This window comes from Yersinia sp. 2541 StPb PI, assembly GCF_052217145.1.
GTDB lineage: Bacteria > Pseudomonadota > Gammaproteobacteria > Enterobacterales > Enterobacteriaceae > Yersinia > Yersinia enterocolitica_E.
The window spans coordinates 2,282,043-2,306,510 of record NZ_JAZGQB010000001.1; the positions used below are offsets into that span (position 1 = coordinate 2,282,043).

Consider the following 24,468-nt stretch of genomic DNA (forward strand, 5'->3'; position numbering starts at 1 on the left):
CTTAATTTATTTTTTCAGGAGAACATATGGCAAGTCACTTTCTTACGCTTTGGGACATACTGGTAACAACGTTTTCAATTTTCTTCTTTATTGCTTACTTACTGATTCTATTTCAAGTCATTTCTGACCTCTTCCGTGATCATGAGTTAGGCGGCTTTTATAAAGCAATCTGGATTGTATTTCTGCTTTTCATCCCGCTCCTCACGTCTCTTTTGTATCTCATTACCCGAGGGAAAGGCATGGCGCAGCGTTATCGCGCTACGGTACAGAAGTCGGTATCTGATACCAATGATTATATCCGCCAGGTTGCGGGGAAATCACCAGCAGAACAGATTTCTGATGCCAAGAAATTATTGGATGAAGGCACGATAACTGAAAGCGAATACCAGCAATTGAAAGCTAAAGCATTGGCTTAATATTTGAGCTACCTGCCCCCAACAAGGCTAATATGTCACTTTGAATGGCATTTAGCCTTGTTTATCGCGGCCTGCGGCATGTAACACGGCATCAATTTCCTCGATATGCGGCATTGTTTAAATTTTTCCCTTCCCCTATTTGATATAACTTACTGTAAACTGCCTGATGAAAATTCTTAACAATTTGCCTATCTGCGCCATATGTTTAGAGGCAAATTTTTCTTCCCACTTGCGAGATTCATGAATGAGACATTCACCGTTGCGGCGTTCGCTATTATTAGCTGGTCTCACAGTGCCATTGCTCAATTTTACACTACCATCCTGGGCGGCTGGGGCGAAAATGTCATTAGATAATCAACTCGCTGAACTTGAAAAATCGTCAAATGGCCGTTTAGGATTGGCGTTAATCAATACCGACAAGGGCACCAAAGTTCACTATCGTGGCGGCCAGCGCTTTCCATTCTGTAGTACCTTCAAATTAATGTTGGCCGCCGCAGTGTTGGGTCATAGCCAATCTCAGCCAAATCTACTCAGTAAACACATTATTTATCGTGAAAGTGACTTACTCGATTATGCACCGATTACGCGCAAACATTTAGCACAAGGGATGACGGTTGCAGAACTGTGCGCAGCGACTATTCAGTATAGTGATAACACGGCAGCCAATTTGTTAATCAAACAGTTGGGGGGACTCGAGGCGGTTAACCAGTTTGCCCGTAGTATTGGTGATCAGACATTCAGACTGGATCGTTGGGAACCTGAGTTAAATACTGCTTTGCCAAATGATCCTCGAGATACCACAACACCTGCGGCTATGGCAGCCAGTGTAAACAAGTTAGTACTGGGAGATGCCCTCGCTGCACCGCAACGGGAGCAGTTAGCCTTGTGGTTAAAAGGAAATACCACAGGAGCGGCAACTATCCGTGCAGGTGCGCCGACTGATTGGGTTATTGGTGATAAAACCGGTAGTGGTGATTACGGTACGACAAATGATGTCGCGGTGTTGTGGCCGGCTAAGGGCGCGCCACTGGTTTTAGTGGTTTACTTTACGCAGCTTAAGAAAGAAGCAGAGCCACGCCGTGACGTTTTAGCTGCGGCCACCAAAATTGTGTTAGCGCACTTAACCTGATTATCGGTATGGGCATTATATTTATGCCCCACTATCTAGTGAATCTTTTACCATTACGTATAGATATTCCCTTTATTAAAGTTAACAACAGGCTTTCATGGTGCTGTTTTTATTGATATGACATAATGTATGTTGTAACTAAAATCAGCTTAATTGGAAAAGATAATGGCCAAGTATGATTTGATTGAACGAATGAATGGCAGTTTTGCTGCACTGGAAATTGCATTAGATAATCTCCACCAGCAACTTAATGCGCTCCCCCTACTCGCAGCCCGTGTATTTTCGCTGCCTGAAATTGAAAAAGGTACCGAACATCAACCTATTGAGAAAATCAGCGTTACTGCAAAAGTCGGTAATAAAGCAAAAGAACTGGGGTTACAACATTACCAGCGGTTATTTATTCATCATCAGGGGCAAAATGCGAGCAGTAAAGCGGCCCTGCGCTTACCCGGGGTACTGTGTTTCAGCGTGAGTGATAGGCAACTGGGGGAATGTGAAAATACTATTGCTCAGATTAATCAGTTGAAAAGTGAGTTGGAACATATCATTACCGTCGAGTCTGGCTTACCGAGTGAGCAACGTTTCGAGTTTGTGCATACCCATTTGCATGGTCTGATTACCTTAAATACTTACCGCACCATTACTCCACTCATCAATCCTAGTTCTGTGCGTTTCGGCTGGGCCAACAAACATATAATTAAGAATGTCACCCGTGAAGAGATCTTAGTTCAACTGAATAAAAGCCTTAATGCCGGGCGCGCGGTGCCGCCTTTTAGCCGCGAACAGTGGATGGAATTAATTAGCTTGGAAATTAATGATGTAAAACGTTTACCTGAAAATACCCGCCTGAAGATTAAGCGGCCGGTAAAAGTGCAGCCTATCGCGCGAGTCTGGTATCAGGAACAGCAAAAGCAAGTGCAACACCCCTGCCCTATGCCGTTAATTGCTTTTTTCCAGGCACAATCAGCGGCGGAATTGCCTAAGTTAGGTGAGTTAATAGACTACGATATCAACCAAATTAAGCATAAATATAAGCCGGATGCCAAACCTCTGCGGTTACTGGTGCCAAGGCTGCATCTGTATATCGACGTTGAATAAATAATGCGTTGCCAAGATCAATTCCAGTACGGGCAATAACCATAACGAATTCATATACATTTTTTAAGATAGATATCTGGACGGTTTATCTGCCATACAAAGTCGTGACGATTGATCGCCTGAAAACCAGTCTTTTGGAAGAGCATGTTAAAAATGCGTGCATAGCATGAATATCGAAGCGAGATTTGTCTGTCGTAACGATAAAACTTCCCCTGCTGAATTCTTTATGGTTCTCATCCATCGATGTTTCCTTTAGACAAGTTGTATTGCTGATAGTAGCTGCCGTATAGAAAACGGAGATCTGAGTTTGACGGTTGATAACACCGGTTTTTTATCCGTAAAAAACGCCAGTCATAAGGACCGGCGTTAATCGTTTGTTTGGCTGGCCGTTATTTCATACTGCCAACCATATCTTCCGGCTTGACCCATTCATCAAACTGTTCACTGGTCAGATAGCCTAATTTCAAGGCGGCAGCTTTGAGTGTAAGCCCTTCTTTATGGGCCTTTTTGGCAATCTCGGCAGCTTTGTCATAACCAATATGGGTATTCAACGCGGTAACTAACATCAAAGACTCATTCAGTAACTGCGTTATACGGTCACGATTTGGCTCAATACCCACCGCGCAATGTTCATTAAAACCGCGCATACCATCGGCCAGCAAACGAATTGATTGCAGGAAGTTATGAATCACCAACGGGCGGAAGACGTTCAACTCAAAATTACCGGATGCTCCACCAATATTGATGGCCACGTCGTTACCCATAACCTGTGCGCATAACATCGTCATGGCTTCACACTGTGTCGGATTCACTTTGCCAGGCATGATTGAACTGCCCGGTTCATTCTCAGGAATCGCGATTTCACCAATGCCACAGCGAGGGCCAGAGGACAACCAGCGCACATCGTTGGCAATTTTCATCAATGAAGCCGCAAGTCCTTTTAAAGCCCCATGACCATGAACTAATGCATCACAAGCCGCTAATGACTCAAACTTATTAGGCGCAGTGATAAATGGTTGATGGGTAAGCGCCGCAATCTCTTTGGCTACTCGCACGGCATATTCTGGATGCGTATTCAGCCCGGTTCCTACTGCCGTCCCCCCTAACGCCAACTCACACAGATGAGGAATAGTCGCTTCAATATGCTGCACGCTGTGAGATAGCATCGCCACCCAGCCTGATATCTCCTGCCCTAAGGTCAATGGCGTAGCATCTTGCAAATGCGTCCGTCCAATCTTCACGATATCGCGAAAGGCGTCCGCTTTGTGTGCCAGTGTCTCCTGCAATGTTTTGAGTTCCGGTAACAGATGTTGCCGCAACCCGATAACCGCAGCAACATGCATCGCCGTTGGGAAGACATCATTTGAACTTTGGCTTTTATTCACATCATCATTAGGATGCACTAACCGATTGTTTCCGCGCTCGCCACCTAACAACTCACTGGCACGGTTCGCCAAAACCTCATTCATATTCATGTTGGTCTGGGTACCAGACCCGGTTTGCCAGATAGACAGTGGAAACTCACTCGGATGACACTCTTCCAGAACTTCATCTGCGGCGCGCATGATGGCCTTTGCCCGTTCGGCTGGTAGTAGCCCTAAATCCATGTTGACCTGCGCCGCTGCCCGTTTGGTCAGTGCCAGAGCATGGATCAGTGCCGTCGGCATTTTTTCTTGCGAGATACGGAAATGTTCCAGTGAACGCTGGGTTTGTGCGCCCCATAATTGATTTGCTGGTACATCGATAGGCCCCATAGAGTCTTTTTCACTGCGGGTGGTCGCCATCACGGTCTCCTTAGCATGTAGAACTGAACGGTTGAGGTATGTCATACCAGTCTCACTGGCGACATGACAACTATCATGGCACATTTGCTGTCACCTTTATGCGATTGATTCGCATTTATATCATTTTGTGATCAATATTCTCATAACGAGCCGGCGGCTAAAACACACTGCTAATTAGCACACTCATCCTTGTGACCACTCAGTTCAACCATCAAATCTCGGATCCAACCATGGCCAGCATGATTATGACTGCGCTCATGCCAAACTAAGCTGACATCAAATTGCTCCGCAAGCCAGCCAACCTCAACCATCGTGAATCGATCCGGCTGCCCCTGCACTTGCCACAATCGCCGTGGAATTAAAGCAACAAGGTTGCTAGTGGCGACTATCTCAGGAACAAAAAGGAATGACGCTGCCGACATAACAACATTACGTTGAAATCCGAATGCCGCCAGAGCATCGTCTATTGGTGTGGTGAAGCTGCCCCCAGAAGGTGAAACAATGACATGCTCTAGTTGGCTAAAATCTGCCATTGTTAACTTGTCTCTAAGCCCCGGGTGGTCCTTCCGCCCGATGAGTACATAAGTTTCATCGAACAAATGGCGTGCTCTTAGACGCGCATGATAGGCACCTTGTGTAATAACCGCTATATCAACCTCGCCACTGGCCAACTGTTGTTCCAACTGGCTCGGATTATAGTGACGAACGGCAATGCGGACCCCCGGTGATCTTTGCCGTAAGGCCAAAACCAGCGGCATGACGACCGCAGCCTGTATGTAGTCAGTACCAGCAATGGTGACCGTCAGTTGAGCCCGCTCGGGATAAAAATCCTTGTGCGATTGCAGCGTGCGGCGCAGTTGGTCCAAAGACGCACGCAGCGGAGTAAGTAACTCCAGCGCTTTTGCAGTCGGCGTCATCCCCCGTCGCGCAGGAACCAGCAAAGGGTCGTCAAATACCTCTCTCAAGCGATTCAGTTGCGCACTAACTGCGGGCTGGCTGAGATTAAGTCGCGCTGCGGCCTTCGTTACATTCTGTTCAGCAAGCAAAGCTTCCAGGGTGACCAACAGGTTTAGGTCTATCCGTGTGGTATCCATTTGGTGGATTCCTTAATATAAAACAATCGATTTCTCTTATCCCTCAGCCGTCATCATAATGCAAGTTCATGTTGTAGGGATGATCAGGAGACAGTTGATGTTATCGAATAGCAAACCACTCATCACAGTGGTGGGAGCATTGAGTAAACAAGGGCGTAGTGTGGTGCGCACGCTACTAGAGAGTCAGCGCTACCGAGTACGCGCGTTAACGCGGCGGGTAGATTCCCCTGAAGCGCAAGAGCTGGCGCTTCAGGGTGCAGAACTCATGGCAGTGCCGCTAGAGTTGGGCCATAAAGAGACGTTTGTTCAAGCATTTAAAGGGGCATATGGCGCGTTTCTGATGACGCCCGCTATCACGCCGCAGGCAAGCCACGCGGAAACACACGAAACAGCGTTAGGTAAACAAATAGCAGATGCCGCCGTCGAAGCGGGGGTAAAACATATTGTATTCTCTAGTCTGGAAAACGTAGAAAAGATTACCGAAGGGAAAAAGTGGGTGCCACACTTTACCGATAAGAGCCGGGTTGAGAGCTACATTCGTACACTGCCCGTCACCAGTTCATTTATCTACATGGCGTTTTTTTACACTAATCTACTTGAGTTCTATCAGCCACGAATGGAAGGAGATACTTTAGTCTTTCCTCTCTATCTACCTGAAGATTTTTGCGCACCTTTTGTCGACCCATTGACAGCGACCGGCCCAGCGGTGTTAGCGATTTTTGATGATAAGGACCTGTACGCGGGCCAATCTTTGCCTGTTATCGGCGAGATCATTTCACCCAAAGAGATGGTTGAAACGTTTAGCCGTGTCACGGGGAAAAAAGCCCGCTACAGCTCGGCGTTTACACGTGAGGAGCTATGTCAACACTTCCCCACATTTTCCAGCATTGGGGGATTAGTGGATGAGGTAATCGGTATGGCTGAGTATACGGTAGAGTACGGTTACTTCCGTAAAGAGCGAGATCTGCTTTGGAGCCGACAAGTAAATCCGGCCAGTTTAACCTGGGAACAATTCCTGCGTACCACTGGATGGCAAGGGCAAGCGCTATCTTTTGCTCGGTGATTTTCGCCGTATTTACCTTATCGGTTTTCTCACGTTCCTAAATAGGGGCGTCGATGTTACGCCCTCTTCGCGACATTAAACGGCGGTAGTGCCCGTTTTCGTTCAATTGGCCCCCCACCCTCCGATTACTACTTGCAACCCCCGTAGCGCCATTGTTTACTAAGGGACAATTTTATTGGGCGGCAGGGCCAGGCGCGATTAGTCATATAAAATAACTGATTTGTGTGTAACCCTTAATTTGGCCCTTAACAAACGGCAGAATGTAAATATGCAAAAGATGAAGAATGCAGTGCAAAACTACGCTTGGGGCAGTACTGACGCCCTCACTCAGCTTTATGGCATAGCAAATCCACAGGGGAAACCGATGGCTGAACTGTGGATGGGCGCGCATCCGAAGAGCAGCTCACAGGTGGCAGATGCTAACGGCCAGTGGCATTCATTGCGTGATGTGATCGAACAAGATCCCGATGCTAATCTGGGCCATGATGTTTTCAACCGTTTTGGTGAGCTACCATTCCTGTTCAAAGTACTTTGTGCGGCACAACCGTTATCGATTCAGGTTCATCCCAGTAAAACCGCCGCCGAAATTGGTTTTGCCAAAGAGAATCAGGCGGGTATCCCACTGGATGCCGGCGAAAGAAATTATAAAGATGCCAACCATAAGCCGGAGCTGGTCTATGCGCTAACACCCTTTCAGGCTATGAATGGTTTCCGTACACTGGAAGATATTCAGGCATTACTCCACCCCTTGGCGGCAGCGCATCCCGATATCGCCGCATTCCTGCGCGAACCGGATACTGAACACTTAGCGGCTCTGTTTGCCAGTTTGCTGAGTTTGGCTGGTGACCCAAAAACGCTCGCGCTGGGGATTTTGAAAGCAGCCTTAAATAACCAGTTAGGTGAGCCTTGGGATACCATCCGCAGTATCTCGCGTTTTTACCCTGATGACAGCGGCTTGTTCTCCCCCTTATTGCTAAATGTCGTGACCCTGCAACCGGGTGAAGCCATGTTCCTGTATGCTGAAACACCGCACGCCTACCTCCACGGCGTGGCACTAGAGGTGATGGCAAACTCCGATAACGTATTACGCGCGGGCCTGACACCCAAGTTTATCGATATTCCCGAACTGATGGCCAATCTGCAATTTATCCCCAAACCGGCTGATACTCTGCTGACCACGCCAAAACAGCAAGGCAATGAACTGGCCTTCCCTATCCCTGTTGAGGATTTTGCTTTTTCACTGCATACAGTAACGGCCGAGACTCAAGTGTTGGCACAACCTAGTGCGGCAATTGTGTTTTGTATTCAGGGTCAGGCGGTATTGAAAAAACAGCAGCAGGAAATAACACTACAACCAGGCGAATCCTGTTTTATCCCGGCGAATGAATCACCGGTTACAGTGCAAGGAATTGGCTCTATTGCGCGTGTTTACAACGCAGACTGAACGAAGTCACTCATTTTGTTGTCAATAACTGGCTTTTTGCTGTCGTGATAGATAGATTCCATAGTCGCAATGACGGGGTTTTGTTATTACGCAGAACTCGCACTTGCCGTTTCAGGATAGTTATCGTCGCAATAATATTTGTGTCCGGTTAATCTATGCCTATATTAATTTGGTGAATACTGTTTTTCAGGCATTCTCTTGGGTGGTTTTTCACCAGCAACTCATTACCGCGTTCAACATAGTGAATTTGGTGTATTAGAAAAGGATGAACAGAACAATGAAAAAATCGTTAGTGGCTGTCAGCGTCATTGTCGTACTTGGCGCAGCATGGACTGGAGCCTCATGGTATACCGGCAAACTGATTGAACAACGGATGGGCGAGCTGGTTAACACCGCAAACGGGCAGATCAGAACATTGCTGCCTAAAGCCGGTGTCAAACTCGCCTATACAGATTACCAACGTGGTTTGTTCCGTAGCCAGGTTCGCTATGTGCTGCAAGCAGATAGCAGTGTCGTGGGTGAAAAAGCGTTAAAAGACGGTGATGAAATCGCGTTTATCGAAACTATCGATCACGGCCCATTCCCGTTCGCGCAGTTGAAGAAATTCAATTTGATCCCGAGCATGGCATCGGTACATACCGAACTTGCCAATACCCCTGCATTGAAAAAGCTATTTGATGTTACCAAGGGCCAATCACCGTTTACTGCGGATTCACGCATTTCATACAGCGGTGATACCTCTTCCGCCATTACCTTTATTCCTATCGACTATCAGCAAAATACCACCAGCATGAAATTCTCTGGTGCTACCATTGATGCCGATGTTTCGCGCGATATGCGTAATGTGAAGATGAGTGGTAGCAGCGAGAATATCATCTTCACCAGCAAAAATCAGTGGGACCAACTGGAACAATTCAGCGTGCAGGGCCTGACGCTGAAAAGTGACAGCAAAATGGGTAAATTTGATCTCAGCATTGGTGATCAGCAAGTCGCTATCAAGCAAATTGGTTTCAGTCTTGATGGCAAAGAGATGGCAACACTGGTTGGCTTTAACCTTAATACCCAATTGGGTGAAACGGATAAAGACCTGAACGGCAAACTGAGCTACACCCTCGATGCATTAAAAATTCAGGGTAATGATTTCGGTTCCGGTAAATTAGCCTTTGCCTTTGACAAGCTTGATGGCCAAAACCTGAAGCAGTTCACCAGCGCGTATAATCAACAAGTGCTGAAAGCCGTTCAGGCTGGTGAAAATCTCGATCCTGTTGCCTATCAAGAGCAAATGACTGAGATGTTAATTGCCAATCTTCCAGGGCTGTTAAAAGGCAATCCAACCGTGAGCATTGCGCCACTGAGCTGGAAAAACGCTAAAGGGGAAAGTACCTTTACCCTGAATATCGACTTGGTTGATCCGGCGCAGACTAAAGCAAGTGCAGAACCCCTGTTAGCACAGTCAGTGAAGAAAGTTGACGCAACCCTGACTATCCCGATGCCAATGGCAACTGAGTTGACGACCCAGGCCGCACGCCTGCAAGGCTACAGCCCGGAAGAAGCTCAGAAGCTGGCACAACAACAGGTTCAAGGCATTGCCGCTATGGGTCAGATGTTTAAACTGACCACCACCAAAGATGATGTTATCAGCAGCAGCTTCCATTTTGCTGATAATCAGGTCAATTTGAATGGCCAGAAAATGTCACTGCAAGAGTTTGTTGGCCTGTTTGGTATGTTTGGCGGGGCACCTGCTGAAGAAGACACCGGCAGCGCACCAGAAGAGATGCCAGCAACCCCAGCAGAACCTGCGGTTCCGGCACAATAGTTGTTGCAATAAGTCGCAGTAATAACACATAGAACGGAGCCTGATGGCTCCGTTTTTTTATCTCTGGATCCAAACAGTACGCAGGAGGTTGCAATGACAGATAAACTTATGACCGGCCCCAACCCCGACGGCAAGCACCCTATGCTAGGCTTTCCGCAGGTTTGCTTTATCAAAAATACAACGAACAACCCGAATATTATTATCGGGGATTATACCTATTACGACGATCCACAAGATTCGGAAAACTTCGAGCGCAACGTGCTCTATCACTACCCGTTTATTGGTGACAAACTGATTATTGGCAAATTCTGCGCGCTGGCACGCGGGGTTCAATTCATCATGAATGGCGCCAATCATAAAATTTCAGGTATTTCGACTTATCCTTTCAATATTTTTGGCAATGGTTGGGAGCGCGTCACGCCATCAATGGATGAACTGCCCTATAAAGGCGATACCTGCGTTGGAAATGATGTTTGGATTGGTTATGACGTACTTATCATGCCAGGTGTGACCATCGGCAATGGTGCCATCATTTCATCACGAGCGGTAGTGACGCGTGATGTACCGGCTTATAGCATTGTGGGGGGCAACCCGGCAACCGTGATTAAGAGCCGCTTCCCACCAGTAACGATAGCTAAACTCGAGGCTATTGCTTGGTGGGACTGGCCGATAGAAGATATCAGCCGCAACCTGCATCTGATTACCGCGGGCGATGTCGATGCTTTGGCGTTAATGAATAACCCCCAAGATCAGGCATGATCAAGCAGACCCTCGGCGGATCAACACCGGCGGTAATATGACATTTTGCAGTTGCAGGTCAACACCGGCAATACGCTGGAGTAACCGCTGCCCGGCACTGTAACCAATTTCTCTGGCGGAACTGGTGATAAAGGTGAGTGGTGGTTCGGTTAATTCGGCTGCCGGCACGTCACCAAAACCAATCAGTGCCACTTGTTGATCCAGATAGGTGTCTACACCAGCACTACCAATAGTCCGACCGGTGCGTAAGATACCAAAGTAAGCCCCCAATGCCACTGATGCCTGATGACAAATGATGGCACTGACATTGGGGTGATAACGTAGCAGCTCTTCTGCCGCATCTGCCGCCGCCTGCTGTTGCCCGTCACATTCAACCACCCATTCAGAACGGAATGGCAGGCCATATTGAACCAACGTGGCGCAGAAGCCTCCCAAGCGCTCTGCCCGCGTCAATGAATGCGAGTGCCCGCCAAGGTAGGCAATTTGCCGGTGACCACGGCCAATCAAAAACTCAGTGGCCATTTTAGCCGCCTGCATATTATCAGGGCGCACGACATCCACACCTTCCAACACATTCGACCGTGCCGCGCAAATCAATGGGATATCATGCTCTGCCGCCTTCTCCTGCAATCCCATCTCACGTTTGGCTCCCCCGCCGAGGACCAAGCCGTCAACACCCTGAGCGATAAGGGTATCGAAGCAGCGCAATAGACCTTTGCCCTCGCGACCACTTTGCGTCAGAAACAGCAATTTTCCTTCAGCTTCAATTGCTTCACTTAAACCCGCTGTCATTGCGGCATAAAACGGATCGCCGATATCGCGCACAATCAAGCCAATCACGCCGGACTCACCACCGCGTAATTGTGCCGCCTGGCGGTTACGCACATAACCTAACTGTTCGATTGCCTGATTGACCCGGTCAGCGGTTGCCCCAGAGATACGCCCTTTGCCACTTATAGCTAATGAAACTGTCGCCACTGAGACGCCGGCAAACTTAGCCACATCGGTAATTGTGATTTTTTTAATGGTCATACCCGCGGATAAACAAGCCAAGTTAAACGTTTAATCTAATGATTTACTCTAATACAGAAGTAGGATCAGTAATTGTGACATATCACTCATATTATCTGGGTTAAACGTTTTATCTTGTTTAACCTCCAGACAGGGAGGCGAAATAGTCGCCATTTATCGATAAACACACCGTATTAAGAAGCGCGGTGGTTAGAGCAGACATTTTTAACATCAGGCGTTTTGAAAAACAGGAGTCACTATGTCAGCGGTAAAAAAACAAAAAATTACGCTGTGGGAGTTTTTCCAGAGTTTAGGGAAAACCTTCATGCTGCCGGTCGCCTTGCTCTCCTTCTGTGGGATCATGCTGGGTATCGGCAGTTCACTCAGCAGTAAAGATGTCATCACCCTATTACCGGTAATTGGTCATCCTGCCTTCCAGCTACTATTTACCTGGATGAGCAAGGTGGGTTCATTTGCCTTTAGTTTCCTGCCCGTAATGTTTGCCATTGCTATCCCGCTGGGTATGGCGCGCGAAAATAAGGGTGTAGCCGCCTTCTCTGGTTTCGTCGGCTTTGCCGTGCTGAATCTGGCGACCAACTTTTACCTCACCACCAGCGGTGTGTTGCCAACCACCGATCCATTAGTCCTGAAAACCCATAACATTCAAAATATTTTAGGTATTCAGTCGATCGACACTGGGATTCTGGGGGCGGTGATTGTCGGGGTCATTGTTTATTTACTGCATGAACGCTTCAACACCATTCGCTTACCTGATGCATTAGCCTTCTTTGGCGGTACTCGCTTTGTGCCGATAGTGACGACGGTAGTGCTCGGGCTGGTGGGGTTGTTGATCCCGCTGATCTGGCCATTTTTCGCCGCCGGTATCACCGGTCTGGGTCGCCTGATTAACGGTGCCGGCATGTTCGGGCCGATGATTTTCGGCAGTGGCGAACGTCTATTGCTGCCGTTTGGCCTGCACCATATTTTGGTGGCATTGATCCGCTTTACTGAAGCGGGCGGAACCATGGATGTTTGTGGTCATAGCGTGAGTGGTGCACTGACAATATTCCAGGCTCAGTTATCTTGTCCAACCACCACCGGCTTCTCAGAAAGTGCGACTCGCTTCCTGTCTCAAGGCAAAATGCCCGCCTTCCTCGGTGGCCTGCCGGGTGCTGCGCTAGCCATGTATCACTGTGCCAAGCCTGAAAACCGACATAAAATTAAAGGGTTGTTGATTTCCGGTGTTGTGGCTTGTGTGATTGGCGGTACCACCGAACCGATTGAATTCCTGTTCCTGTTTGTAGCACCGTTCCTGTATTTGATCCATGCGATCCTGACCGGTTTGGGCTTTACTGTGATGGCGTTGCTGGGTGTCACCATTGGTAATACCGACGGTAATATCATTGATTTCGTGGTATTTGGTATTCTGCATGGCACTGCGACTAAATGGTATTGGGTGCCAGTGGTTGCCGGGATCTGGTTCGTGGCGTACTACATGATTTTCCGTTTTGCTATTCAGCACTTCAATATCAAAACACCAGGCCGCGAAAGCGAAACCACCGCTAGCAGCAATGCAGAAAAAGCCACTTATGGCGCTGCAACCGGTAAATCCGGTTATAACTCCCCTGCTATTCTTCATGCGCTGGGTGGTGCAGATAACATTGTCTCGCTGGATAACTGTATTACCCGTTTGCGGATGTCAGTTAAAGATATGAGTTTGGTGGATAAAGAGGCGTTAAAAGCCAACCGCGCCATTGGCGTTATTCAACTGAATGACCATAATCTGCAAGTTGTTATTGGTCCACAAGTGCAATCGGTGAAAGATGAATTAGACTCACTGATAAGCAGTACTCAGTTTGCGACGCCTTAGGACGGTAATTCGCTAAGCGCCGTTACCTAAATACCAGTTACATGAAAAATTATACCCAAGGTTATTGGCGTTGCAGGTAGGCCACAGCAAATGAAAAATCGGTCGGGAATCGATTTGAGCGTGATTTGCAGCGGCCTCGCCTGAGGTCCAGGGATGGGCCGAGTAACAGGTGCCGAAACTCCCCGCAACTTCAAGGACCAAGGGTATATTTGATAAGCGAGATGCTGATGTTTGATTTCTCCACGCCTGTCGATCGTCACGGCACTTGGTGTACCCAATGGGATTATATTGCCGACCGTTTTGGTGCTGCTGACCTGTTGCCTTTTACCATTTCTGATATGGACTTCCCTACCGCACCGGTGATTCTGCAAGCGCTGAATCAGCGGATAGCCCACGGTGTGTTGGGCTATAGCCGCTGGCAGCATGAAGATTTCCTTGGTGCAATTCGTCATTGGTATCTGCAACGGTTTCATTGCCATATCGATACCTCAATGGCGGTCTACGGCCCGTCAGTTATCTATATGGTCGCTCAGCTAATCCGCTGTTGGTCTGCGCCCGGTGATTTCGTCGTTACCCACACCCCTGCCTATGACGCCTTCTATAAAGTCATTCTCGGTAATCAGCGCCAGCTACTTAGCTGCCCGCTGCACAAAGTAGATAACCAGTGGCAATGTGATATGGCACATCTGGAGGCACTGTTGGCGCGGCCACAGACGAAAGTGCTGCTGTTGTGTAGTCCGCATAATCCAACAGGGAAAGTCTGGACACCACAGGAGCTGGCGCAAATGGCCGAACTGTGTGAACGCCATCAGGTCCGCGTTATCAGCGATGAGATCCATATGGATATGACCTGGGGCAATCAGGTGCATACCCCTTGGAGTGAGGTAGGTCAGACTCCGTGGGCACTGCTGACCTCGGGTTCCAAAACATTCAATATCCCCGCCTTAACCGGTGCATACGGTTTTATCAGTGACAGTGAAACCCGTGATATCTACACTCAAATGTTGAAAGGCCGTGATGGACTATCCTCTCCGGCGGTACTGGCCATTGTGGCGCACATTGCGGCTTACCAGCAGGCGCAACCATGGTTGGATGAGCTACGCAGTTATTTGCAAGCCAATCTGGTTTATGTGGCACAGCGCCTTAATGTGGCGTTCCCGGCATTAAACTGGCAGCCACCGCAAGCAACCTATCTGGCATGGATAGACCTACGCCCCTTGAACATTGATGACCATCAGTTGCAAGAGGTGCTGATTGAGAAAGAGAAAGTCGCCATTATGCCCGGTTTTACCTATGGCGAAGAGGGGCGTGGCTTTTTACGTCTGAATGTAGGCTGTTCCCGCAGCAAGGTCGAAGCCGGTATGGATAAGCTGATTAACGCTATTCGTTTTTTGCAGGGCAATAACGGCAGTTAAGTAAAACAGCATCGTGTATTACGCCACTTGATGCCTTGAGTGGCGTTTCTCTCCCTCCCCATCTCATCTTTCCCGCTGCCGATAACGTCAATAATCGATATACTACTATCACGCGGCTAGGTTTATCTGTGCTGGACAACCAAATGAAAAAGAAAGAATTTATTGCTCAGGACTTGCTGAGTAAAATGTATCAGTCTGGCGAGAGATTACCTGAGAAATTGCCGCCGGAACGCCAGTTAGCAGAGGAATATGGCGTGTCACGTTTTACCATACGCAAAGCGTTAGAGAAGCTGGCAGCCATTGGTGCCGTGCATATGGTGCAAGGTGCAGGGATCTTCATTAATCCCGGCGTGGGTAATAACCCACTGGTATACAATTCAATTACCGAAAAGAAATTTAACCAAATCAGTTTTCGTTTAATTAATCTGCATAAACGCCGCCCTGATAATGAAGAACAACAGATCTTTAACCTTAGCGCGGATGATTTTATCTGGGCATTCTCACGTTTGCGTTACATTGATAATCGTAAGGTTCAAATCGAAAATTCGCGCATGCCAGTCTCCGCTTTCCCTGATTTGAACCAAAAAGTCATTGAAAGCTCGATACAGCAATATATTCTCAGCAAAGGCTATCGCCTGTCCCATGCATTAACCCATTATCAGGCGATTAATATCAATAAAGAACAAGCTGAACTGCTTGGATGCAAAAAAGGTATTGCCGCCATGCATATCCTGAACCGAGGCATTTTGCAGGATGGCCGCGTATACACATTCAGTGATATCGTGGATATCGACTATTCCTGCACCTATATTATTCCGTTTAATCAGGATAACCTGAAGTTCCGCCAGAGCTGAATCAGCTCAGACCCACTATGGTGTATGAATTGTTCCGTTAGGCAAACGGCTTTGTGTCCATTCATGAGGCCGATAAACAACCGGGAATTCATCGGCTAAACGAGTATCAAAATCAACACCTATCCCCGCCTGTTCAATTGGATACAAATAGCCTTCTGTCGGCTGAACGGCGCCCGGAAATACACTCAGGGTATTCGCCGGATAGGCCACGAACTCCTGAATTGCTGCATTGTGCAAATAGATATTTAAATGGGTGTTAACCGCAGCACCAATCGGTGTCATATCTGGCGGGCAATGCCATGCCAGGCGAACCCCAAAACTCTGACAGAAGCTGCCAAGTTTTAATGCCGGGGTAATTCCGCCAATCTGTGATACATGACAACGCAGGAAGTCGATCCGGCGATTGATTATCAAGTCTTTCCACTCTGCCGGATTGTTAAATAATTCACCCGTAGCAAGTGGTACCGCGGTTTGATTACGGATCTGTTCCAGCCATTCGTTCTGATTCGGCGGCAAAATATCTTCAATATAATAAGGGCGATAAGCTTCTAACTGCTTGGCGAATTGAACCGCTTGTTGTGGGAATAAGCGCTCATGCACATCATGTAAAATATGGAATTGATTGCCGTATTTTTCGCGTAGCGCTTTAAACATCGCCAACGTGTTATCCATATATTGGTCTTGATCGTAGTATGCGCCGATTGTTGGCTGGCGGGTCGCATGCAGATCCTGAGCATTCCCCCCATAGAACCCCAGCTGGCAGCGGATATGCCGATAACCTTGCGCCAGCAAGTTATCCACCTCAACATACAACCCATCCAGTGAGTCACTGGCGGCATGACTATAGGTGGCAATGGCATCTTTAGATTTGCCACCAAACAGTTGGTAGAGCGGCATATCCGCCAGCTTGCCTTTAATATCCCATAATGCCATATCAATCCCGGCAATCGCGTTATTGATCACCGGCCCATTGCGCCAATAGGCATTGACCATCATCATCTGCCACAAATCTTCAATATTATTAGCGTCACGCCCCAGTAATAGTGGCCGGAGATATTCATCCACCATCACTTTAACGGCAAGGGGGCGCTGCTGAAATGTGGCGCAACCCAGGCCAACAATCCCTTTATTAGTTTCAATCTTAACCACAACTAAATTATGGCGATCGGGCCGGGTTATCTGACATTCAATGCCAGTTATCAACGTGGGTTGCATGCAATGCTCCTTTACAACACTCAGATTGCGACTCTTCAACGTGGCAACCAATGATGCATGAATAAATAAATTCGTATGACGTATTCGCTAATTTCACCTTATTTACACTGACCTTGTAAACCTAAAATTTAAATGTTTTTTTTGGTTCGTGAATTACGCAAATTAGCGAAAAAAACCATACCAATTAATAGAAAAAGCATCTAAGAACACCCTAACCATCGAATAATGTGATGTAACCCATGATTTATTGGTTTGTTTTTAACTTTCAGTAAACTTATTATCATTCACAGTGAATAAAAATAATGGCTCAGGTGCGAGGGTTTTATGGGAAGGACTGAGGTATGTCAGTTAATAATTAAACTGGTCGGTGGTCAGGATAATATAAATAAAGTCTGGCATTGTATGACACGGCTGCGTTTTGATTTAATTGATGATAGTAAAGTCGAATGGCAGAAAATCAAACAATTACCCGGTGTATTAGGTGCGCAAAATCAAAGTGATCAAGTACAAATCATTATCGGCCCACAGGTAAATGCCTGGTATCAAGATATTGTTGATAATATGTCACCTGATGAGAATGTTCCCTCAAGCGCGACTACGGCAATAACACCTAAAGCACGGAAAAGTCTGGTTTCACTGTTTATGGATACCGTTTCTGGGGTATTCGGCCCTATCGTTCCGGCGATTGCCGGGGCGGGGATGATTAAAGGCTTACTGGCAGGGTTGATCGCCTTAAAAATCATCTCAGCCAAAAGCGACACCGTGATGATTATCGATTTAATTGCCAGCGGGGTATTCTATTTCCTGCCGTTCTTCCTTGCCGTTTCTGCGGCTAAGATATTTAAAACTAATGAATATCTGGCAGCGGCGGTGGCAGCCTGCCTGATGTATCCCACACTCATTGATGCCGCCAAAGCGCTGGCCACTCATACCCCGGGCGCGGTGAGTGTCATCTATTTTATGGATATCGTGCCGGTATCGGTATTTAACTATTCTGCCAGTGTTATCCCCGTTATTTTCTCAATTCTGGCGCTGAGTTATATTCACCGTTGGGTCGATAAAATTATGCCCGATGTGCTGAAAACAGTATTTACCCCGACACTAACCCTTTTTATCACCGCATTGGTTTCATTGACGTTTATCGGCCCGGCCGGCATTTATTTAGGCAAACTGCTGGCATTCGGTATTCAGGGATTATTTGATATCTCATCGGTATTTGCTGGTTTTATCGTCGGTGCCATTCGCCCGATTGCTATTCTTACCGGAATGCATCACGCCATGACCCCCATTGCATTGCAAAACTTTACCGACAAAGGTTTTGATATGTTAATGCCAATGATGTTTATGGCAAACATGGCCATTGCGGGTTCAACATTTGCTATCTATTTCCATGTCAAAACCCGGCAAGAAAAAACCGTGGTGCTGTCTGCCGCCGTTTCTGGCTTATTGGGCATTACAGAACCCGCACTGTTTGGGGTGCTAACCAAATACAAAAAAGCCTTTATTGCCACGACGATAAGCAGCTCGATTGCCTCTGCATTTATCGCCTTTTTCGGCGTAAGGCTGTACGGCTATATTTTATCAAGTATATTCAGCTTACCGGCCTATATTGGCCCTTACTTTATCTACATCCTATTAGGTGTCACCTTGTCGCTCGGCCTGTCATTTATCCTCACTTATCTGCTGGTAGTGCGAACCGAGAAAAGATTGGTCGCAGTTGAATCGCAATAAATAGTTGAAATTAAAGCCGGCGTCATGGGAGGGCGATATTGTCCGCCCATGCCAATTCGTGATTTATGTCACTTTTTTATGCAACGCAGTGGATATTTTCATTCATTTGTTTTTATAATGTTCTGCACTTTACCTACAAGAATCTACTTCTGATAAAAAGTGAGTGCACAGCATGATTGATCCCCGCCTCCCCCTGACCGACATTCACCGCCACCTTGATGGCAATATCCGTGCGCAAACTATTTTGGACCTGGGTCGCCAATTTAATCTGGCCCTGCCGGCTGATGAACTAGCCGAACTGCGCCCGCATGTGCAAATCACTAAAACTGAGCCAGATCTAGTCAGCTTCCTGCAAAAGCTGGATTGGGGGGTTGCGGTGTTGGCCTCACTTGATGCTTGCCGCCGTGTGGCCTACGAGAATGTCGAAGATGCCGCTAATGCCGGTTTGCATTATGCCGAACTGCGCTTTTCACCCTTCTATATGGCAATGAAACACCAATTGCCGGTCGCCGGTGTGGTCGAGGCCGTCATTGATGGGGTGCAGTCCGGTTGTCGTGATTTTGATATTGATATCCGCCTGATTGGGATCCTCAGCCGCACTTTTGGTGAACAAGCTTGTTTGCAAGAACTTGATGGTTTACTGGCACATCGCGAGGGGATTACTGCGTTGGATCTGGCCGGTGACGAACTGGGCTTCCCTGGCGGTTTGTTCCGCAGTCACTTTAATCGCGCACGCGATGCGGGCCTGCGTATTACCGTCCATGCCGGTGAAGCCGCTGGCCCAGAAAGTATCTGGCAAGCTATCCGTGAGTTAGGTGCTGAACGTATTGGTCACGGTGTGAAAGCCATTGAAGATAGCAAATTGATGGATTATTTGGCTGAACACAACATTGGGATCGAATCCTGCCTGACCTCTAATATTCAGACCAGTACCGTCTCTTCGTTAGCCACTCACCCGCTGGCAACCTTCCTGCGCCATGGCGTAATGGCATCGATCAACACCGATGACCCTGCGGTACAAGGGATTGAAATTGCTAATGAATATCACATTGCCGCACCTGCTGCTGGCCTAACAGCGCAAGAAATCCGCCAGGCACAACAAAATGGCCTGACGATGGCATTTATCACCGAGCAGGAAAAACAGGCACTGCGCGATAAAATCCGTGGCTAAATCGGTCAGGAATTAACTAAAAACGCCGGTATTTCATAGAAGTAGCGGCGTTTTTTATTGCAGATCGCAACCGGCTACTTAGTTTCTGCCCGCGCCGCCGTCGCCAAAGATTCAGTCGCCTCGGCATGCTCTCTGGCGACGCGTTTCGCGTAACGCTGTGCCAGGACGGCACATACCATCAATTGAACCTGATGGAATATCATCAAGGGTAATACCATCACACCGACTACTGAGGCGGGAAACAACACGTTAGCCATCGGGATACCATTGGCGAGGCTCTTCTTCGATCCGCAAAACACAATGGTGATTTCATCGGCAGTATTGAAGCCCAGCCAGCGGGCTGCCATGGTGTTAATGACTAATACCAGTGTCAATAGCACCATCGAACAGACCAGAATTGCCAGCAGTGACCAACCATCAATTTGATGCCAAATCCCCTGCACCACGGCTTCACTGAACGCGACATACACCACTAATAGAATGGATGACCGGTCAGTGATATTAACCAGTTTTTTATGGCGCTCAACCCATTTAGCTATCAGTGGGCGCGATAAATGCCCAACAATGAATGGCACCATCAGTTGCATGATAATAGAACCTATCGCATGCAACGTGTCGGTATCACCCCCTTGGGTATGCATCAACATGCCCACCAGCAGCGGTGACAGGAAAACCCCCAAAATACTGGATGCCGAGGCGCTACAAATTGCCGCCGCCACGTTACCTCCCGCGACGGAGGTATAGGCAATAGCTGACTGAACCGTGGCAGGTAACGCGCACAAATAGAGGAAACCCAGATACAGTGTTGGTGTTAACACGCCAGGTACCAACACATTCATTCCCAACCCTAACAGCGGGAATAAGGCAAAGGTGCTGAGAAACACCACCAGATGCAGTTTCCAATGCCCCATGCCTGAAACTATGGCGGCGCGGGATAACTTGGCACCGTGCATAAAGAATAATAATGCAATGGCCGCGGTCGTCAGGTGTTCGAACCACACCTTAACTTCCCCTTCACAAGGGAAAATAGAAGCAATAATAACGACCAGAATCAGCACTAATAAAAATTTATCTATCCGTAAGCGTTGTAACCATGACATGCCACTGTATTCCTTCAATATAACCTTGGTTCTTGACGTTGCAGAGGGGGGAGCTGTTTGCGTTGTGCAGCCCATCCTTAGGCCTTGCCTCGGTGAGACCGCTGCCAGTAGTGTTCAAATCTGCTGGCAGCCTACCTACAACGCCAGTGACTTTGGCTATCGTTTCTATCAAATAAGCGTATTTGGCTGCAAAATCAACTTGCTGGCGATACCGGCAGCGTTTTTTTCTGTTGATCAGAGGCAATGCCCAGTTCAATTAATTCCATTACTTTTATCGCTTCCGAGGCGGGTACTGGGTTGGCAGCAGTACCTAAAATGGCATCACGGATCCCCGCATAATAAGCAGGATAATTACCCGGCAACGTCAGTAGTGGTTTCTCAGCGAGGATGCCATCATGTGACAGTGTCACTACTCCATCGCGCATATCGTAGCCCCAATCTGCCTGTGGCAAACGTTCACCCGCTTTCAGCCTGTCCTCTTGTGGGTCCAGACCAAATTTAATGTAACTCCCCTGCATGCCGTGCACGATATAACGAGCAGTTTCTGCTGCGGCTAACACCGTACCGTGTAACACTACCCGTTGCCCCGGATAACTAAGAACCGCGTGGAAATAATCAACAGATTGCGCACCGGGGCGCAGCATCCCTAAATCAACATTTAGCGTCTGTGGCAAACCAAACAGTTGTAGCGCCTGATCCAACAGATGTGGGCCTAAATCGTACCAAATGCCACTGCCCGCACCGGCTTGTTCACGCCAACGCTGGCGGATCTCCGGGCGATAGCGGTCAAAATGAGATTCGAAATAGACAACATTCCCCAGTGAGCCTTCAGCCAGCAGTGTTTTCAGCGTCAGGAAATCACTGTCCCAACGGCGATTATGGAACACTGAAAGCAATAAGTGGGCCTCATCTGCTTGTTTCTTCAATTCATTTGCTTGTGACAGTGTCACGGTAAACGGTTTATCCACCACCACATGTTTACCGGCAGCCAGTGCTTGCTGAGCCAGCGGGAAGTGAGTGTCATTCGGGGTTGGAATCACGATAAGATCGATTGAAGGATCATCAAATAACGTTTTGGGGTCAGAAACCACCGTCATTGTCGGCCAGTCAGCATGTACTTTACTGGCATCACTACTGGAAACCCCTGCCAGCTCTAGCCCCGGAGTGCCCATAATCAGCGGCACATGGAACGTTTTGCTGGCATAACCATAGCCCAGTAAACCCACTTTGATTTTTTCAGCCATTATATTTCCTCTCGCGCAGCATATTTGCCAATTGATATCAGTCGATCAATCGATTTGACACCATGATGATTCCCGCGACAAGAGGTAATTTTTGGCTGAATGTCAGTGGCGAGACTAAATTCGCACTATGGCCTCAGCATTATCCCGCCATTCTGGCTGTCGGAGGCTGCGTTGCGGGTAATTGGTTTCAATGCTACGACGCCTGAAATCACTGGGGCTAACACCAACACGCTTACGAAAAACGCGGGAGAAATAGAGTTGATCGTCGTAACCCACCACGCGACCAATAGTGGCAATCGGTTCTTGCGTGGTTTGCAGTAATAACTTAGCCCGAATAACCCGCTGGTCTTCACGCCAACGCAATATATTGATACCAACTTGTTCACGAAACAGATGTGCCAGACGTGACGGAGACAGGCAAACATGACGTGCAACTTCGTCAATGCGCAGCTCACCGGCCAAATTGCCGGTAATAAACTGGCACGCTTCAATCACTCGAGGGTCCATAATGCGTTGTGGACTAAGAGGATCTTCTTCCATTGCGCGCAGCAGTAAGCGCTCAAGTAGATTCATACCCAACTCTTCGCCAAAACGCCGTCCTGATTTTTGCGTCTGTTCAATATTGGCAAACAGGCGATCAAATTCCAGTAATAAGTTGTTGTTAGGCAAAGATAACCGCCCAACTTCATGCGTTTTGCTATGCCACTCCAACCAGTCCGCCCAGTATGCCCGTGGCCGGAAATAGACCCAACGGTGATACCAACAATCACTGTTCGGTGAGCGACCATAATAGTGTGATGCCTTAGGGGGAAAGAGCAGCAAATCACCTGGATTGCTGTAAAAGGTATTCTCACCGTCAAAAATCTTACCTTGCCCCTTAATGGTCAGATTCAGGATATAGCCCTTCATGCCGCCTGGCCTATCGATAAAAAAATCGAGTGGTCCATCGGCCAGAATCGGGGTTAATCCTGCTACCAGATAGGCATTAAAGGTATAGCCGGGTAACAAGGGATTGGGTTGCGGTTCCTGAACCATTCGATGGTACATTTAGCCTCCTTGGAGTCCTGATCTGATTGGCGTGCAAACACATGTGCTTATTTCAGTTTATCGGGCAGAATTCACGCTGCCCGATAGTGATTACAGAACTGTGAGCCAGATAGGCTTTTTATGGACTTTTCTGTCACCGTGCAACTTATACCGTCCGTTTAGCCAACTGTTTGTAACGGTCGAAGATAACCGCTGCCAGCAGGATCAAACCACGGACCACATATTGGGAGAACGGAGAGATATTGAGTAGGTTCATGGCATTTTCCACTGTCCCCAGAATCAAGATACCGGCGATAACATAGGAAATCTTACCAATCCCACCTTTCAGTGACACGCCCCCCAGCACACAGGCCGAGATAACAATCAGCTCATAACCAATCGACGTCATTGGCTGACCACTGGTCATCCGTGATGCCAAAATGATCCCAGCCGCCGCCGATACCAAACCCGATAAGACAAAAATGATGATTTTAGTGCGAACTACCGGCACCCCCGCCAGGCGCGCCGCATCTTCGTTGCCCCCGATAGCCAGGGTATTGCGGCCAAAGGTAGTTTTGTTTAACAAGAAGCCAAACAAGGCCAGACAGGCAATAGTAATCCAGATAGGAGCTGGCAAACCGAGCCAATTGGTGTAACCCAATGCGAAGAAACGCTCATCCTCGATACCCACCGCTTTACCATCAGAGATGATATAGGCCAGGCCGCGAACAATCTGCATCGTCGCCAACGTGGTGATCAAGGCGTTAATTTTCAATCTGGCAATCACAAAACCATTGATCAGCCCGCATAGCGCGCCCAGTAACAAACCGGCGCCTACCCCCAGCCACATATTTTCGGTCATATTGATAACAACTGCCGTCGTTACCCCCGCACAGGCAATGACTGAGGCGACGGATAAGTCAAAATCGCCGGATGCCAGACAAAACAGCATGCCACAGGCCACCATCCCCGACATCGAGATAGCCAACCCCAACCCTTTCATATTGATAAAGGAGCCAAAGTTAGGCACAAATATCACACAACCAATAAATACCACCGCGAAAACTACCAACATCCCATAGCTATCCCAAATACGGGATAGTCCTAGTCCACTTTTAGCGGGTGTATCTTGTGGTGGTTGCGACTGACTATTGTGTGCTCCACCTTTTAACTCAGTTGATGCCGGGTTCTTCTTATCAGAACTCAAAGTAACGCTGGACATGGATAA

Annotated in this window: 20 protein-coding genes; 12 read left to right on the forward strand and 8 right to left on the reverse strand. The window is 47.9% G+C overall.

Going from position 1 to position 24,468, the window contains the following annotated elements; all coding sequences use genetic code 11:
- The first annotated feature begins 26 nt into the window (after positions 1–26).
- From V1953_RS10155 to tus, 3 genes are all read left to right on the forward strand, one after another.
- Positions 27–416 carry an SHOCT domain-containing protein gene (locus V1953_RS10155; protein ID WP_083158851.1) on the forward strand — a complete coding sequence of 130 codons (390 nt, stop codon included), beginning with the start codon at positions 27–29 and terminating at the stop codon, positions 414–416.
- Between the two features lie 244 nt (positions 417–660).
- The gene (bla, locus tag V1953_RS10160; protein WP_442850868.1) at positions 661–1,545 is read left to right on the forward strand and encodes a class A beta-lactamase; all 885 of its coding nucleotides are present in this window, start codon (positions 661–663) and stop codon (positions 1,543–1,545) included.
- A gap of 165 nt (positions 1,546–1,710) precedes the next feature.
- The gene (gene tus / locus V1953_RS10165; RefSeq protein ID WP_442850869.1) at positions 1,711–2,643 is read left to right on the forward strand and encodes a DNA replication terminus site-binding protein; all 933 of its coding nucleotides are present in this window, start codon (positions 1,711–1,713) and stop codon (positions 2,641–2,643) included.
- Between the two features lie 389 nt (positions 2,644–3,032).
- Here the strand turns inward: tus and fumC are convergent, their stop codons facing one another.
- Together fumC and V1953_RS10175 are read right to left on the reverse strand one after the other, a co-directional pair.
- On the reverse strand, positions 3,033–4,427 hold the full coding sequence (gene fumC / locus V1953_RS10170) for a class II fumarate hydratase (protein ID WP_442850870.1): 1,395 nt from the start codon (positions 4,425–4,427) through the stop codon (positions 3,033–3,035).
- Between the two features lie 170 nt (positions 4,428–4,597).
- Entirely contained in the window at positions 4,598–5,521 is a 924-nt protein-coding gene (locus V1953_RS10175) for a LysR family transcriptional regulator (RefSeq protein WP_442850871.1), read from the reverse strand.
- Between the two features lie 97 nt (positions 5,522–5,618).
- On the opposite strand from V1953_RS10175, the gene V1953_RS10180 reads away from it, so the two are divergent.
- From V1953_RS10180 to vat(F), 4 genes are all read left to right on the forward strand, one after another.
- Positions 5,619–6,584, forward strand: coding sequence for an NmrA/HSCARG family protein (locus V1953_RS10180; protein ID WP_083158858.1), 966 nt, complete (start codon positions 5,619–5,621; stop codon positions 6,582–6,584).
- Positions 6,585–6,852: 268 nt separating this feature from the next.
- Complete coding sequence (manA, locus tag V1953_RS10185) at positions 6,853–8,028, forward strand: mannose-6-phosphate isomerase (RefSeq protein WP_442820894.1); 1,176 nt, start codon at positions 6,853–6,855, stop codon at positions 8,026–8,028.
- Positions 8,029–8,305: 277 nt separating this feature from the next.
- On the forward strand, positions 8,306–9,844 hold the full coding sequence (locus V1953_RS10190) for a YdgA family protein (protein ID WP_442850872.1): 1,539 nt from the start codon (positions 8,306–8,308) through the stop codon (positions 9,842–9,844).
- A 93-nt stretch (positions 9,845–9,937) separates the two neighbouring features.
- Positions 9,938–10,603: a streptogramin A O-acetyltransferase Vat(F) gene (gene vat(F), locus V1953_RS10195; protein WP_372569175.1), complete on the forward strand. Its 666-nt coding sequence runs from the start codon at positions 9,938–9,940 to the stop codon at positions 10,601–10,603.
- Here the strand turns inward: vat(F) and malI are convergent, their stop codons facing one another.
- On the reverse strand, positions 10,604–11,635 hold the full coding sequence (malI, locus tag V1953_RS10200) for a Mal regulon transcriptional regulator MalI (RefSeq protein WP_083158862.1): 1,032 nt from the start codon (positions 11,633–11,635) through the stop codon (positions 10,604–10,606). It lies immediately after the preceding gene.
- 238 nt (positions 11,636–11,873) lie between these two features.
- On the opposite strand from malI, the gene malX reads away from it, so the two are divergent.
- The 3 genes from malX to V1953_RS10215 all read left to right on the forward strand — a co-directional run bounded on the left by malX (position 11,874) and on the right by V1953_RS10215 (position 15,753).
- Positions 11,874–13,484, forward strand: coding sequence for a maltose/glucose-specific PTS transporter subunit IIBC (gene malX, locus V1953_RS10205; RefSeq protein WP_083158863.1), 1,611 nt, complete (start codon positions 11,874–11,876; stop codon positions 13,482–13,484).
- Between the two features lie 227 nt (positions 13,485–13,711).
- Positions 13,712–14,899 carry a MalY/PatB family protein gene (locus V1953_RS10210; protein ID WP_193784660.1) on the forward strand — a complete coding sequence of 396 codons (1,188 nt, stop codon included), beginning with the start codon at positions 13,712–13,714 and terminating at the stop codon, positions 14,897–14,899.
- Positions 14,900–15,042: 143 nt separating this feature from the next.
- Positions 15,043–15,753, forward strand: coding sequence for a GntR family transcriptional regulator (locus V1953_RS10215; RefSeq protein WP_442850873.1), 711 nt, complete (start codon positions 15,043–15,045; stop codon positions 15,751–15,753).
- Positions 15,754–15,768: 15 nt separating this feature from the next.
- Here V1953_RS10215 and V1953_RS10220 read toward each other — a convergent pair whose 3' ends face one another.
- Positions 15,769–16,968: an enolase C-terminal domain-like protein gene (locus tag V1953_RS10220; protein ID WP_083158866.1), complete on the reverse strand. Its 1,200-nt coding sequence runs from the start codon at positions 16,966–16,968 to the stop codon at positions 15,769–15,771.
- A gap of 324 nt (positions 16,969–17,292) precedes the next feature.
- On the opposite strand from V1953_RS10220, the gene V1953_RS10225 reads away from it, so the two are divergent.
- Complete coding sequence (locus V1953_RS10225) at positions 17,293–18,699, forward strand: PTS transporter subunit EIIC (RefSeq protein ID WP_083158867.1); 1,407 nt, start codon at positions 17,293–17,295, stop codon at positions 18,697–18,699.
- 172 nt (positions 18,700–18,871) lie between these two features.
- On the forward strand, positions 18,872–19,870 hold the full coding sequence (gene add / locus V1953_RS10230) for an adenosine deaminase (protein WP_083158868.1): 999 nt from the start codon (positions 18,872–18,874) through the stop codon (positions 19,868–19,870).
- A 74-nt stretch (positions 19,871–19,944) separates the two neighbouring features.
- On the opposite strand, the gene V1953_RS10235 is transcribed toward add, so the two are convergent.
- From V1953_RS10235 to araH, 4 genes are all read right to left on the reverse strand, one after another.
- Complete coding sequence (locus tag V1953_RS10235; protein WP_083158869.1) at positions 19,945–20,970, reverse strand: bile acid:sodium symporter family protein; 1,026 nt, start codon at positions 20,968–20,970, stop codon at positions 19,945–19,947.
- A gap of 194 nt (positions 20,971–21,164) precedes the next feature.
- The gene (locus tag V1953_RS10240) at positions 21,165–22,214 is read right to left on the reverse strand and encodes an oxidoreductase (protein ID WP_442850874.1); all 1,050 of its coding nucleotides are present in this window, start codon (positions 22,212–22,214) and stop codon (positions 21,165–21,167) included.
- A gap of 114 nt (positions 22,215–22,328) precedes the next feature.
- Positions 22,329–23,261 (reverse strand): arabinose operon transcriptional regulator AraC, encoded by a 933-nt coding sequence (araC, locus tag V1953_RS10245; RefSeq protein ID WP_083158871.1) that lies wholly within the window; start codon positions 23,259–23,261, stop codon positions 22,329–22,331.
- A gap of 145 nt (positions 23,262–23,406) precedes the next feature.
- On the reverse strand, positions 23,407–24,462 hold the full coding sequence (araH, locus tag V1953_RS10250; protein WP_102970410.1) for an L-arabinose ABC transporter permease AraH: 1,056 nt from the start codon (positions 24,460–24,462) through the stop codon (positions 23,407–23,409).
- Positions 24,463–24,468: the final 6 nt, after the last annotated feature.

Bases quoted from the DNA above. Each gene is read 5' to 3' on its own strand.
- V1953_RS10155 (WP_083158851.1), top strand. From the start codon at position 27: ATGGCAAGTCACTTTCTTACGCTTTGGGACATACTGGTAACAACGTTT.
- bla (WP_442850868.1), top strand. From the start codon at position 661: ATGAGACATTCACCGTTGCGGCGTTCGCTATTATTAGCTGGTCTCACA.
- tus (WP_442850869.1), top strand. From the start codon at position 1,711: ATGGCCAAGTATGATTTGATTGAACGAATGAATGGCAGTTTTGCTGCA.
- fumC (WP_442850870.1), bottom strand. From the start codon at position 4,427: ATGGCGACCACCCGCAGTGAAAAAGACTCTATGGGGCCTATCGATGTA.
- V1953_RS10175 (WP_442850871.1), bottom strand. From the start codon at position 5,521: ATGGATACCACACGGATAGACCTAAACCTGTTGGTCACCCTGGAAGCT.
- V1953_RS10180 (WP_083158858.1), top strand. From the start codon at position 5,619: ATGTTATCGAATAGCAAACCACTCATCACAGTGGTGGGAGCATTGAGT.
- manA (WP_442820894.1), top strand. From the start codon at position 6,853: ATGCAAAAGATGAAGAATGCAGTGCAAAACTACGCTTGGGGCAGTACT.
- V1953_RS10190 (WP_442850872.1), top strand. From the start codon at position 8,306: ATGAAAAAATCGTTAGTGGCTGTCAGCGTCATTGTCGTACTTGGCGCA.
- malI (WP_083158862.1), bottom strand. From the start codon at position 11,635: ATGACCATTAAAAAAATCACAATTACCGATGTGGCTAAGTTTGCCGGC.
- malX (WP_083158863.1), top strand. From the start codon at position 11,874: ATGTCAGCGGTAAAAAAACAAAAAATTACGCTGTGGGAGTTTTTCCAG.
- V1953_RS10210 (WP_193784660.1), top strand. From the start codon at position 13,712: ATGTTTGATTTCTCCACGCCTGTCGATCGTCACGGCACTTGGTGTACC.
- V1953_RS10215 (WP_442850873.1), top strand. From the start codon at position 15,043: ATGAAAAAGAAAGAATTTATTGCTCAGGACTTGCTGAGTAAAATGTAT.
- V1953_RS10220 (WP_083158866.1), bottom strand. From the start codon at position 16,968: ATGCAACCCACGTTGATAACTGGCATTGAATGTCAGATAACCCGGCCC.
- V1953_RS10225 (WP_083158867.1), top strand. From the start codon at position 17,293: ATGGGAAGGACTGAGGTATGTCAGTTAATAATTAAACTGGTCGGTGGT.
- add (WP_083158868.1), top strand. From the start codon at position 18,872: ATGATTGATCCCCGCCTCCCCCTGACCGACATTCACCGCCACCTTGAT.
- V1953_RS10235 (WP_083158869.1), bottom strand. From the start codon at position 20,970: ATGTCATGGTTACAACGCTTACGGATAGATAAATTTTTATTAGTGCTG.
- V1953_RS10240 (WP_442850874.1), bottom strand. From the start codon at position 22,214: ATGGCTGAAAAAATCAAAGTGGGTTTACTGGGCTATGGTTATGCCAGC.
- araC (WP_083158871.1), bottom strand. From the start codon at position 23,261: ATGTACCATCGAATGGTTCAGGAACCGCAACCCAATCCCTTGTTACCC.
- araH (WP_102970410.1), bottom strand. From the start codon at position 24,462: ATGTCCAGCGTTACTTTGAGTTCTGATAAGAAGAACCCGGCATCAACT.